This window comes from Jeotgalibaca sp. A122 (assembly GCF_052266715.1).
In the GTDB taxonomy this organism is placed as follows: domain Bacteria; phylum Bacillota; class Bacilli; order Lactobacillales; family Aerococcaceae; genus Jeotgalibaca.
The window spans coordinates 270802-282473 of the sequence record NZ_JBQPRB010000003.1 but is presented as its reverse complement, the minus strand read 5'-3'; the positions used below and the strand labels follow the sequence as shown (position 1 = coordinate 282473).

Below are 11672 nucleotides of genomic sequence, written 5' to 3'. Positions count from 1 at the left end.
TTTTTGCTTATATATATGTAAGGAGGAATATATATGAGAAAAAAGCCACATAATTTACAGGTGATGGAAATTCTCCATCCCCGCATGCCATTTACTAAAGAACAGGAACGGAATTATTTGGATCAACAGAATGGATACGAAGGTGAAGTAGCTGCGGATGATTTATTCGACTCGCGTCTGGACAATTGCATCATCCTTAATAACCTGTGTCTGCAAGGCAACCGTTTCTGCCAAATCGACAAATTGATTATCGCCCCCGCGCAAATCTATTTATGTGAAATCAAGAACTACGGCGGGACCTTTGTCTACCAAAATGGAAATTTCTACAACCATCAGATGCAGCCACGCGACAATCCCTTTCTGCAACTGGAACGGACTGAGCAACAACTGCGCTCGTTTACCCAAGGCTTTGATTTTCAAATTCAATCACGGATTTTGACGGTTAATCCTATGTTTCAATTACACGGTTCCACAATGGAAATGCCTCTCATCCAGTTTGGTCAGCTCGACCGGTTTGTTTCGTATATCGCGAAGGACCACCAACGTTTGACGAGCGCACACTACGAACTCGCCCGCTATTTGCACGAATCTCACCAAACAATAAATCGTTACGAACAGTTGATGGCGTTTGATTTCGGTAAATTGGAGCGGGGCGTGTTTTGCAGAATCTGTGAAAATAAAATGAAACTCGCTACTTCCAAAAAATTCTACTGCTCAATTTGCAAATCAACTAAGACAAAACAGCAAGCCGTCAGAGATGCCGTCCAGGAATTACAAATTTTATTTGGTTCCGATAAGATTAAGCCGCATTTAGTCCAGAATTGGACTGGGAATCAGATTCATAGAAGAAACATTCAGCGAGAAATGCGGCGATTAGAAAATGTATAATCGCGTATCGCCGCACTAACAGCCCAAAGTGCGGCGTTGAGGAGTTTCGAATCTCAGGAACACCGCTTTTTTCACCAAAATGCGGCGTTAAGAAATTTTTTTTGTGCTCAAAGCCGCACTTGAGGCGAAAATGCGGCGATGGGTCCTTTACTTTCTTCTAATCGCCGCACCAAGCACCAAGCACCCCATCGCTCACACCTTATACGCAAGCAAAAAAACAACCACCCGTTCATCCAGGTGGTTGTTTTTATTTTCGCATCCATCACTTGTTATGTTTCTGATGCGACAGCTGACGATATCTTTCATACCACAATTCTACGTACTCTTTGGAAAACGGACCTTTTTCTTCGTTGATCCAACTCACCAAAATTTTCACGTTTTCTTTCAGGATATGGTCGATTTCTTTTGGATATTGCATACGAGCCCGATGTAACTCATACTCATCCACATCCAATAAACGCTTTTCACCATCAGGAAAAACCTTGATATCCAGGTCATAGTCGATATACTTTAATGCTTCATCATCGATCACATACGGCGACGCAAGATTGCAGTAATATGAAATGCCTTTTTGACGAATCATTGTCACAATGTTGAACCAGTAATGCTTATGATAATAAAGCAGCGCCGGTTCGCGCGTTACCCAACGACGGCCATCAGCTTCCGTCACAAGGGTATGATCATTGCATCCAATGATGGATTGATCACTGGTTTTTAATACCATGGTGTCACGCCAGGTACGATGTAGGCTGCCGTCATGCTTATAACTCTTGATAGTGATGAACTCTCCTTCTTTCGGATGATGCATCACGGTGCCCAACTTTCTATATCTATGTGGGTCAAAAGGTGGGTCCTTCTAACCAAATTACAATACACAAATAATTATATCATAATATCAAATCTTGTGGCATAGTTTCCCATCTAATAAAATAATTTTCGTTCGTGTTTTTTCACAATCTCCCACATCTTCTGTTGCGGAACCGCGAACGCGTAGTCGCTGAAATCCTCCTCCAACACCCACTTCATATTCTCCGCCAGCTCACTCCCCGGAACCTCGTCCACCATATGCACCTTGACATTCCACTTCCGGTGACTGAAGACATGGGAAAATGTCCCGATTGCCTCTGTATCCGGGCCATTTTCAACTAGCGGAAACGTCCAGAAATCCCCCAGCAGTCCCCCACTAGGTCGCTTCTCCATCAAAAAAGCATTCCCGCGGCGCACGACAATACCATGCAAATCCAACACAACCGGCTTTTTCGCTTTCGATTTAAAGGGATATAAATGCATCGTTCCGTTTTTATAAGCCGCATTAAATTCCCGAATCGGGCTCTCTTCCGGTCGCGGATTTGCCGGCCCACAAATATCGGACCCCAAATCCATGATAGCCTGATTAAAATCCCCCGGGCGGTACGGGTCGATCACAATCCTCACCAACAATTCAAATAATTTCCGCGTGGCCGGTTTGGCAATATCGTCCCCGATTTCAAACAAGCGACTGAACACGCGCATCACATTGCCATCCACTGCCGGCTCCGGCAAGCCAAACGCCATCGAGGAAATCGCGCCACACGTATACGGGCCAATCCCCTTCAGCTTAATAATCTCGGCCGGATCAGTCGGAAATACCCCGTCATAGTCCGCCATGATTTGCTTCGCCGCCACTTGCATATTCCGAACCCGCGAATAATAGCCGAGCCCTTCCCAAGCCTTCAACAATACTTCCTCGTCCGCTTCCGCCAAATCCTTAATCGACGGGAACAACGCCACAAACCGATTGAAATACGGAATCACCGTATTCACCTGTGTTTGTTGCAACATGATCTCCGATACCCAAATCCGGTACGGATCCTGGTTCAACCGCCATGGCAAATGGTCACGCCCTTTCGCGTCATACCAATCCAATAACGCCTTCCTGAACGCCACAATCTTCTCTTCGGGCCACATTTCGACCCCATATTTTTCCAACAATAATTCTCTATTCGTCATCAATACCCTTTTCCTCTATATACTTATTTATTAGTTCACCCGGAAAGCCTTTTTGATACAAACTCGCGCGAACTTTCTGCGCCAATTCCCGGCCTTTTTCTTTACGCGCATACCGCGTCCAAGCTTTGTCACCCTGCACCCGCAACGCATCCAGCTCATCCGCTTCCGACTTTTCCGTATCCAACTCTTCAAACACTTGCTGGATGATTTCCTTATCAAAACCTTTTTGTTGCAAATAAAGCCGCGTCTTCTGGCCACCTTCGCGCGAGGACACCCGGCTTTGCTTACGTAGCGTCTTTTCCGCCAAAGCCTGTGCATTTTCCAGCTGCACCTCTTCCGGGTATTGATCCAACGCCGTCAAAATCGTCGGTTCATCCAAGCCCTTCAACTTCAATTCCTGCGCAATCACACGTGGCCCTTTGCGGTTTATCGTCATCGCCGTGCGCGTATAACTTTCCCCATAAATCACATCATCAATATATTTCTGGTCACGCAACCGTTGCAACGTCGGCTCGATATAAATCTCGGGAATTTCCTGTTCCCGCAGTTTCGTCCGAACTTCCTTCTCACTCCGCAAACCGTACGACAAATAATCCACCGCAGTGGTATAGGCCATGTAGGCACTGTTTTCGCGTTCGATTTCTTCCATTCGCTCCGGTGTCAGTTGCATCCCTTTATTCAAACCTAATTTTATTAAAACGGCCTCCGAAACCGGAAACGCATATTCGCCATCAACGAAGATATTGAAGCGATCCTTCCGCTTTTTCTGGACCGTTATTTTCGTAATTTCCATTTACCGACTCTCCTCGCATAATTGATTATATCAAAAAAGGAAATCCGTTTCCGGATTTCCGCCTCGCTTTACTATTCCTTTGTTTCTGTCTCGCCACCAAATGGATCAGTTGAAACTTTTTCTTCATCTGGGAATTCGATGTCATCATGCTGCAACTCATCCAAAGCCACATCTTCGTCGCCTTCCGTTGCATCACCTGGTTCTGATTCAACGACAATTTCTTCACCCGTGATTTCATCTTTTTCAGCTGGGTGTTCACTTTCAGTTATTTCAGTATCTTTTGGAATTTCATCTTTCATTGGATTTACTCCTTCCGATTCTTTCGTAATTGAATGTCGTGGCATATCCCCATTAACTTCTTCGTATTCTGTCCAGTCAGGTCGCGCTGCTAATTTCGCTTCATCATTTGTTTCATCTTTTGCTTCTTCATTCGCTTTGATAATGCCATCGCGCACCATGAACTCCGCATGTTTATCTGTTTTCGCAGGAGGAGCTGTATCTACCAGCAATAGGAATTCACCATTTTCGAGGTCTTCTTCAAATCGTTCGTACGTTTCCTCATCGATGCCGTATTTTTCAAAAAGATCCTCTTCATCTTCCGGTTCTTCATCGTCATCCAAATCAACTGTGAAAAAGCCAACAATTTTATCCCATAAAGATTCACCACGCGTGACGACTACATCCACACCTGTTTTTTCGGTCAAACCAGCATCGAGATCATTGCGCGTAACCACCAATAGTTGATTTGTCTCGTAACCACCCGCTTTTAATTCCTCGATTGCTTCTAATAAGTGGCCGTACTCTCTAAAAGAACCTTCAATCCTTCTATTCATCTCAGTCATCCCTCCTAAGTGTTATCGTTACCTTTATTCTATGTGAGGGATGCCAAATTAACAAATAATAACCTTTCTAAACAGAAAAGAGTTTATCCAGATCATCAGCGTAAGGACAATCCTTCAAGAAGGGATTCTCTTTTTTCCAATCGTTGTAAGTCACACCCATCATCTTTTCCGCCAATACCAATTCATTTATGACGGGCCTCAAAGGTAGTTCGACCATTCCTTTATGCAAGACATTTTTATTGGCGCGACCGTCCCGTTGCACAATGGCCACATCAAATTGTGCCGCTGTATCCACCAAGCGTCGATGTTGGGCCGCATACATGTGGATAGCAGGTTCCATCCGTTTCTTGAAACGTTTGACCCCAATATCCAAATCCAGAAAATGACGGTTAAAAAACTCCAAACGCGTCATATGCCCCTCTTTGGGATGTTCCCGGTATTCGAGCAAGTGACTCAAACTGACCCACGAAACATCTTTCTTGCTCGGGCCACCGATCGGCATGAATGCCACCTTACCCTGTACATAGGGACAATTATGCCCCGAATTCCCGTTCATATAAATCATCATTTGGCGCATATGTTTGTAAGACATGCCAGCATGTTTAAAAACCCGGTTCATAAAATCACGCGACCGCTCGGTAGTTTTGACCACGCACCCATCCTCATAAAATACCAAGGTTTCATTTTTACAACTAAAATCAAACTCACTGTGATTAATAACACAAATAATTTTCTCCACTTCGACAGGGGCATCACAGGCCGTCAACGCATTTTCAGCATAACCCTTCATGTCTTCTCTCGAATGCAAATAAAAATTATTTCTATCATAATCATACGTACCATCCGACATTTTCTCGGTGAGCATAGGATTCGGACAGTAGTAAGGGCTTTCAAAACTATTGATAAATTCAAGCTTTTTATTCCCGAAATACTGATGAAAGTTAAAGTCAACTGCCATAAATCTTCCCCTTTCTTATTAATAACTATTATACCCTAATCATTTTGAGATATTCAACACAATGTTTTATATTTTCCAAAATACCGTTATTTTACGCCAAATTGGATGTACCGGGGTTGAAAGTGCCGCGCCCGTTTCATATTTAGCGCTTTGTCACGCTACTGCTTGCCCCGTTATAGTTTACCCGAACCCAACTGAGGCCTCAGTAAGTTCACCACATTCAACCGGGAGGCAACACGAATATGGAAAAACTTACTGCACTACTGGAACAATACGAAGGAGTCATTTATAACGAACTGAAGAAAATGGGCATTTACAAAAAATCCCAGGATTTCGACGACTATTATCAACTCGGCTGTATCAAGCTGTTTGATGCTTTCAAAACGTGCGAGGTTGATGCCTTAAAAGAAGAACACCGTTATCAATTTGTGAAATATGCCGGACAAAGGCTGCGTTGGGCTTTTCTCGACCAAAAACGGCGCGACCGCAACTTGCTGGATCATGAAGACCAAGAAGATGATTTCCAAATGTTACTCACCCAGCCTTTTGAAGAGAATGTCGCCTTTATGGATGTCTTCATGGCGCTGATGAATCAATTGACCCTGAAAGAAAAAAGCTTTATCCAGGACCGTTTCATCGGTGGTTTGAACATGTCAGAAATCGCAACGAAGCGTGGTGTGTCGCGTAAAACCGTTCATATGTGGCGCAAAGGCATTCAGGAAAAAGCGCAATTTTTGAAAAATGGGTAACACTTTTGGGAGTCAATTCGTTGTTATAAGTGTAGCCGCTACAAAATATAAAACGCAGGAGGAATTGACATGAACAAGGAATGGCAAGAAGCAAGTGTAGAGTTATTTTTCAACGATTTCGAAAACGAAAAAGAGGTAAAACAGAATTTCAATAATCTGAAAGAAAATGTCGCCGCTGACACAATCAGCTCCTTTCAGCAAGCAGTCGCAACGTTGATCACGTACCCCGCTACCTATGCAGTCGTGACTGAGAAACACCGCATCGGCTAATCATAAAAATTAGGAGGAATCATTCATGGAAAAAACATTAACCCTGGAATTGAAATTCAAAGCATCTGATGGTAAAAGTAAAAATCTGACATTGCGTAACCCGTCCGAAGGTTTGACCGCCGCAGAAATTCAACCAGCCATGGCAACAATCGTCGGTCTGGATGTCTTCTCAATTGAAGGCGTGAACCCATACAGCGCAGTTGATTCGGCACGCTATATCGAAAAAACCATTACAGAGATTTTATAAAACGTTTGGCCGGGATAATCTCCCGGCTATTTTCATAAGGAGGATTTCAAATGAATATTGAAAAACAACTGATTGGGATGGCCCAAACACCTTTGATTGAATCGCGCTACATCATTGCCCATGAATCGGGGAATCCCAATAATGTCTGGGCAAACAGTTTGGCCAACGAACTGAATTATATGAAACGAAACTGGGAAAATGCCTTCGTTTCCCATTGGGTTGGTGGCGGCGGCCGCATTGTTCAAATCGCCCGCACGGGATTGGTCCAATGGGGAGCCGGTCCCCGCGCGAACCCCTATAGTTACGCGCAAGTCGAGCTGGCCCGCACGAATGACCGCGCTACTTTCGAAAAAGATTATGCCGCTTTTATCTGGCTGCTCCGTCATTTGGCTGACGAAGCCGGCTTACCCAAATCGTTGAATGGTAGTGGAAAAGGCATCAAGACCCATCGTTGGGTGAGTGAAAACTTGGGTGGCACCAATCATGTCGATCCCGATGGTTACTTGAAAAGTTGGGGTGTCTCAATGGCGCAATTTAAAAAGGATCTGGAAAAGTCACTCCACAAATTACACCTCGTCGTTCGCGGCGACACGTTGTGGAGCCTCAGTCGTCGCTATAATACCTCGGTTGCTGTCCTGAAATCCCTCAATGGATTGAAATCAGATAGGATTATCGTCGGGCAAATAATGAAAGTCGGTTAATTAAACCATTTCAGCCCTTTGAATTTCGCGAAATGGTTTAATTCCTTTTAATTAGACCATTTGCCCCAAAAAATAACGCCCAAATGGTTTAATAACCACTAATTAAACCATTTCAACTAAATTTCTCACCCCAAATGGTTTATAGACGCGTTCTATAAACCATTTTTCCAAAAAAAGACCACCCCAGGCACCACGCACCCAGAACAGTCCTTCCATTTAATAAATATTAATTCGATAATTCAAAAAACCAAACTCATTGGTCAAAAATTTCCGGAACTGGCGCTCCTGAATCAAGGGTGGGAACTCTTCTAATTCCTCGCAGAAGCCCAAACACGACATATAAAACTTAGTCGCATCGCGGTCGGTTTCGAAGACATACTCCTCAGCCAAATCCTCACTGTTCAGGAAATGTAGCACCACCACATTTCCCTCCATAAATTCCATTCCCATAAATGCATTCACATACATATTTTTCACCTCATATATATATAAGCAAAAAATTGCAAAAACAATTTTTTTAAAACCGTAAATGTTTATTTAATTCTTCCACAAGATGAAAAACGGTCGTTGAGGGATTATCCTTGGCCGGGGAATTCGACCGCTCGCCGTATAATTGCCGCGCATTCGCAATCGCCGTCTCCTGTCGTGCCAGTAATTTTCCGTACATATTTGGCATGTTCTTCTTATAAGGTTTCTTCATCCGCCGCGACAACATCGCCCCATACTGGAACCGACTCACCGGCTTCTTGATCAACTCAAAATGCAGCAAATACCATAATTCAAAAGCCTCATTACTGTACGCCGCCCGAAAACCTTCATCATACCGTGCCTCAATATACGAGACGGCATTATTAAACGAAACCGCCGAGAACGAATCCTTGTCGAATACAATCCAAATCTCATCAAATTCGTGCTCGCGCCCTTCCAGCAAGCCTTCCGCATAATGCACCAACGACAACGTATTACGCCCCGTCCCGCGAATCTCCACCCGGGCCGACAAAACAGGGAAACTCCGGAAATAATTCGGCTCCGTCTTCGTCCCTTCGCACACAATCAAAAACGTCTTCTCCGGCAGCCGCGTCGCAACTTCCCTTTCGTACTGCCTTTTCTCTCTTCTACGCTTCTTCCCCATCGTTCACCCACCAATCTGCTGGTGGCAAAAACGGCACCGCGCCATATTTTCCATTCAAATAATTCTGGTAAAACTCGAAACTATTCTTCCGTTCCCGTTCATCAAACTTAAATTCAACCAACGAAACCAAGGCACTATTCCCTTCCTTTCGTTTTTCAACGAACCAAATCTGATCACGACGGAACAACTCACTCCGCAAATTCGAAATATCATGCGTCGAAAACACCAACTGCGCCCCTTTGGTATTAAACTCCCCGCGGAACAATTCCAGCACATACCGCGTCATCAACGTATGAAAACTCTGGTCCATCTCATCGATCATCAACAAACTCCCATTTTCCAACGCCTCGATAATCGGACCGGCCAACGCCAACAATTTCACCGTCCCCGCCGACTCCACATCCTGGAAAACAAACCCTTCGCTATAAGGCTCAAACTCGCCATCCAGCCGCTTTCTTTCTTTGATGACAAAAAATTCATCACTGCTAGGACCGTCATCGTGAGGAACTTCCCGGATTTCAATATCGCGGATTGAGGGATCCGCCACTTGAATCAGCGTCAGCAAATTATGTTTGTACTTTCTCAAATGCAACTTCGCCATCGAAATCGAAAAACTCGCATCCAGCGACCGCATCAAAATCCGCATATCCTTAAACCATTTCATCATTTCTGGGTGATTGCCAATGCAATCCGCCAACATCAATCGTTGTGGCAATATCTCATCTGCACACCACGGGCTTTCGATGCCGTCTTTCGTCCGGTGAAAAATAACTTCTGGGTCATTCCCATTTTTTTCCAAAAACAAATACTCTTCGGTAATTTCCGTCCGGTTCACAAAAAAGCCATACCGATACAGTTGCTCTTCAATCAAGAAACTCGTTTCCAGTAGCGTTTCTTGCTGTTCGGAAGCCGCATCCAGATGGAATGGCTTAATCTTTTGCAACCAGCGCTGCTCTTGGCCCTTTTTCACAAATAAACCTTCCCGGATCAAAGCCATCGCCCGCAACAAATTACTCTTGCCGCTTGCATTCGCACCGTATAAGGCACTCACTTTATTGACTGGAAAAATATCCGTTTCCAAAACCGTCCCAGGGTGTTCCGCAATCCGTGTCCCCATCAACGATAATGTTTCTTCATCCCGGAAAGAATAGAAATTTTCAACTACCAACTCGACCAGCATCAAAAAGCCCCCTCTCAAATCAAGTATAACAAAAAACGGCCAGGACCTAAATCCTGACCATCCTGTTTATTTACGCACCAAATGAATACTGAATCCGTTCGGCTCCAAAATGGACGTTTCATCCGTTTCAGTATTGCGTCGTCCAAAGACAACTTCTGTATTGGGATCTTTATCAATCGTGAAATCTTTCCAGCCTTGATTGAAATAACCGATCAAAGCTTCATCACCCATGTGACGTTTCACGCCGACGATTTTCTCTTCATCCAAAATCAGTTCCCATTTCAAAAAGCCATAAGACAGCAAAGGTTGGTAATCCTTGCGGAAGGCAATCAGTTCCTTCGTAAACTCATACATCACCCGGTCTTGTTGCTCCTCATCCCAAACCATGCAACGACGGTTTTGTGGATCGGCGCCGCCCATCATGCCGACTTCCGTTCCGTAATAAATACACGGCGTGCCGTGCATCATGAACATGAACGTCAACGTCGCTTTCACTAAATCAATGTCCCCATTTGCCATCGTCAAAATCCGCGGTACATCATGGGAATCCAGCATGTTGAACATCGTTTCCTGTGTTTGTTTCCGGTATTGCATCAATTGCTCATTCAAGACGTTCGCCATTTTCCGCGTCGGGATTTCTTTGCCAACAAAGTAGTCAATGATGTTCCCCACCAAGGAATAGTTCATAACCCCGTGGAATTGTTCGCCGTCCAGCCAAGAACGGGAAGACGTCCAAATTTCACCCAAAATATATAAATCAGGTTTGATGGACAAACAAGCATCGTTAAACTTGCGCCAAAATGCGTGGTCCACCTCGTTCGCCACATCCAGACGCCAGCCGTCAATATCGAATTCCTTGATCCAGTAAGTCGCAATGTTCAACAAATACTCCTGCACTTCCGGATTATGGGTATTTATTTTCGGCATCATCGGCACATAGGCATACGTTTCATACGGCAAATCTTCCACATGTTCAATCGTCTCAGGCGGAAAATTACGGATTTCCTCTGCACTTGGCACGGGGAACTCCTTGATAAAGAACCAATCCTTATAGCGCGACTTTTCCTGATACTCAGCCACATCACGCCACTGCGTCGATTCCGCCCCGATATGGTTAAACACCGCATCCAACATCACGCGCATGCCGCGTCTGTGGGCTTCTTCCACAAACTCACGGAACAACGCCTTGTCCCCGAAATTCGGATCAATTTCATAGTAGTCGGTCGTATCATACTTATGGTTACTTGGTGCCCGGAAAATCGGCGTCAAATACAAGCCATTGATTCCCAAATCTTCCAAGTAGTCCAAGCCATCCATGATTCCCTGAATATCACCACCGTAGAAATCAGTCGTCGTCAATACATCACGACTGTCCCACTCCAATACATTCTCCGGGTCATTTTTCGGATCTCCATTCTTGAACCGTTCCGGGAAAATTTGGTACCACACCGTCTTTTTCACCCACTCCGGCGCCTTGAAGCGATCGCTCTCATGGAAATACGGCAGGCGGAAATACAAGCCCGAATTTTCCAATGATTCCGTGATGTACGGGTACACCCCGCGGTCATTGTAAATAACGTCCGAACCATCCGAACCATACACGTGGAACGCATATGCCATCCGCTTCACGTATTCATCGGTATCAATCATCCAATAGTCATGCAGGTCAGTCGAAGCAATCTTCTCCATCTCCAACTCTTCCTCATACCATTTGTTCAAATGTAAAATAAACGGGTCACCCTTGATGAAGCCGACTTTCGCCACATCATCCTTTTTTGTCCGCAGCCGAACGTGTACATGCCCCGGCGAATAAATATAACAGTATTCACTCTCAGGACGATGATATAATGCTGCTGTTTCCATTTATATAAAACCCCCTCATAAACTCTCTCCCGTTAAGTCTATCAAATTGCCCGATTAGAA

At 44.7% G+C, this 11672-nt stretch carries 14 protein-coding genes; 5 read left to right on the top strand and 9 right to left on the bottom strand.

Features of this window, described 5'->3' with window-relative positions:
• The first annotated feature begins 33 nt into the window (after positions 1 to 33).
• Positions 34 to 888 (top strand): nuclease-related domain-containing protein, encoded by an 855-nt coding sequence (locus tag ACTU7M_RS05460; protein ID WP_443473368.1) that lies wholly within the window; start codon positions 34 to 36, stop codon positions 886 to 888.
• 262 nt (positions 889 to 1150) lie between these two features.
• Here ACTU7M_RS05460 and ntdP read toward each other — a convergent pair whose 3' ends face one another.
• The 5 genes from ntdP to ACTU7M_RS05435 all read right to left on the bottom strand — a co-directional run bounded on the left by ntdP (position 1151) and on the right by ACTU7M_RS05435 (position 5470).
• A complete protein-coding gene (gene ntdP / locus ACTU7M_RS05455; protein ID WP_443473394.1) occupies positions 1151 to 1696 on the bottom strand; it encodes a nucleoside tri-diphosphate phosphatase in 546 nt (181 codons plus the stop codon).
• A gap of 113 nt (positions 1697 to 1809) precedes the next feature.
• Positions 1810 to 2877 (bottom strand): A/G-specific adenine glycosylase, encoded by a 1068-nt coding sequence (mutY, locus tag ACTU7M_RS05450; protein ID WP_443473367.1) that lies wholly within the window; start codon positions 2875 to 2877, stop codon positions 1810 to 1812.
• A complete protein-coding gene (gene recX / locus ACTU7M_RS05445) occupies positions 2867 to 3670 on the bottom strand; it encodes a recombination regulator RecX (RefSeq protein WP_443473366.1) in 804 nt (267 codons plus the stop codon). Before recX ends, mutY begins: the two co-directional genes overlap by 11 nt.
• A 71-nt stretch (positions 3671 to 3741) precedes the next feature.
• A complete protein-coding gene (locus ACTU7M_RS05440) occupies positions 3742 to 4503 on the bottom strand; it encodes a general stress protein (protein WP_443473365.1) in 762 nt (253 codons plus the stop codon).
• A 76-nt stretch (positions 4504 to 4579) separates the two neighbouring features.
• Positions 4580 to 5470 carry a competence protein ComK gene (locus ACTU7M_RS05435; protein ID WP_443473364.1) on the bottom strand — a complete coding sequence of 297 codons (891 nt, stop codon included), beginning with the start codon at positions 5468 to 5470 and terminating at the stop codon, positions 4580 to 4582.
• Positions 5471 to 5712: 242 nt separating this feature from the next.
• On the opposite strand from ACTU7M_RS05435, the gene ACTU7M_RS05430 reads away from it, so the two are divergent.
• From ACTU7M_RS05430 to ACTU7M_RS05415, 4 genes are all read left to right on the top strand, one after another.
• On the top strand, positions 5713 to 6219 hold the full coding sequence (locus ACTU7M_RS05430) for a sigma-70 family RNA polymerase sigma factor (protein ID WP_443473363.1): 507 nt from the start codon (positions 5713 to 5715) through the stop codon (positions 6217 to 6219).
• 69 nt (positions 6220 to 6288) lie between these two features.
• A complete protein-coding gene (locus tag ACTU7M_RS05425; RefSeq protein WP_443473362.1) occupies positions 6289 to 6489 on the top strand; it encodes a DUF1659 domain-containing protein in 201 nt (66 codons plus the stop codon).
• 25 nt (positions 6490 to 6514) lie between these two features.
• Positions 6515 to 6736, top strand: coding sequence for a DUF2922 domain-containing protein (locus tag ACTU7M_RS05420; RefSeq protein ID WP_443473361.1), 222 nt, complete (start codon positions 6515 to 6517; stop codon positions 6734 to 6736).
• A gap of 50 nt (positions 6737 to 6786) precedes the next feature.
• A complete protein-coding gene (locus tag ACTU7M_RS05415; RefSeq protein WP_443473360.1) occupies positions 6787 to 7437 on the top strand; it encodes a LysM peptidoglycan-binding domain-containing protein in 651 nt (216 codons plus the stop codon).
• Between the two features lie 216 nt (positions 7438 to 7653).
• On the opposite strand, the gene ACTU7M_RS05410 is transcribed toward ACTU7M_RS05415, so the two are convergent.
• The 4 genes from ACTU7M_RS05410 to ACTU7M_RS05395 all read right to left on the bottom strand — a co-directional run bounded on the left by ACTU7M_RS05410 (position 7654) and on the right by ACTU7M_RS05395 (position 11612).
• Positions 7654 to 7905, bottom strand: a complete 252-nt coding sequence (locus ACTU7M_RS05410; protein WP_443473359.1) for a hypothetical protein — start codon at positions 7903 to 7905, stop codon at positions 7654 to 7656.
• 49 nt (positions 7906 to 7954) lie between these two features.
• On the bottom strand, positions 7955 to 8569 hold the full coding sequence (locus tag ACTU7M_RS05405; RefSeq protein WP_443473358.1) for an RloB family protein: 615 nt from the start codon (positions 8567 to 8569) through the stop codon (positions 7955 to 7957).
• Complete coding sequence (locus ACTU7M_RS05400; RefSeq protein WP_443473357.1) at positions 8553 to 9749, bottom strand: AAA family ATPase; 1197 nt, start codon at positions 9747 to 9749, stop codon at positions 8553 to 8555. Before ACTU7M_RS05400 ends, ACTU7M_RS05405 begins: the two co-directional genes overlap by 17 nt.
• A gap of 66 nt (positions 9750 to 9815) precedes the next feature.
• Entirely contained in the window at positions 9816 to 11612 is a 1797-nt protein-coding gene (locus ACTU7M_RS05395) for a glycoside hydrolase family 13 protein (RefSeq protein ID WP_443473356.1), read from the bottom strand.
• Between the last annotated feature and the right edge of the window lie 60 nt (positions 11613 to 11672).

Excerpts from the sequence above, each read along its gene's own strand:
- ACTU7M_RS05460 (WP_443473368.1), top strand. The coding sequence starts at position 34 with ATGAGAAAAAAGCCACATAATTTACAGGTGATGGAAATTCTCCATCCC.
- ntdP (WP_443473394.1), bottom strand. The coding sequence starts at position 1,696 with ATGCATCATCCGAAAGAAGGAGAGTTCATCACTATCAAGAGTTATAAG.
- mutY (WP_443473367.1), bottom strand. The coding sequence starts at position 2,877 with ATGACGAATAGAGAATTATTGTTGGAAAAATATGGGGTCGAAATGTGG.
- recX (WP_443473366.1), bottom strand. The coding sequence starts at position 3,670 with ATGGAAATTACGAAAATAACGGTCCAGAAAAAGCGGAAGGATCGCTTC.
- ACTU7M_RS05440 (WP_443473365.1), bottom strand. The coding sequence starts at position 4,503 with ATGAATAGAAGGATTGAAGGTTCTTTTAGAGAGTACGGCCACTTATTA.
- ACTU7M_RS05435 (WP_443473364.1), bottom strand. The coding sequence starts at position 5,470 with ATGGCAGTTGACTTTAACTTTCATCAGTATTTCGGGAATAAAAAGCTT.
- ACTU7M_RS05430 (WP_443473363.1), top strand. The coding sequence starts at position 5,713 with ATGGAAAAACTTACTGCACTACTGGAACAATACGAAGGAGTCATTTAT.
- ACTU7M_RS05425 (WP_443473362.1), top strand. The coding sequence starts at position 6,289 with ATGAACAAGGAATGGCAAGAAGCAAGTGTAGAGTTATTTTTCAACGAT.
- ACTU7M_RS05420 (WP_443473361.1), top strand. The coding sequence starts at position 6,515 with ATGGAAAAAACATTAACCCTGGAATTGAAATTCAAAGCATCTGATGGT.
- ACTU7M_RS05415 (WP_443473360.1), top strand. The coding sequence starts at position 6,787 with ATGAATATTGAAAAACAACTGATTGGGATGGCCCAAACACCTTTGATT.
- ACTU7M_RS05410 (WP_443473359.1), bottom strand. The coding sequence starts at position 7,905 with ATGTATGTGAATGCATTTATGGGAATGGAATTTATGGAGGGAAATGTG.
- ACTU7M_RS05405 (WP_443473358.1), bottom strand. The coding sequence starts at position 8,569 with ATGGGGAAGAAGCGTAGAAGAGAGAAAAGGCAGTACGAAAGGGAAGTT.
- ACTU7M_RS05400 (WP_443473357.1), bottom strand. The coding sequence starts at position 9,749 with ATGCTGGTCGAGTTGGTAGTTGAAAATTTCTATTCTTTCCGGGATGAA.
- ACTU7M_RS05395 (WP_443473356.1), bottom strand. The coding sequence starts at position 11,612 with ATGGAAACAGCAGCATTATATCATCGTCCTGAGAGTGAATACTGTTAT.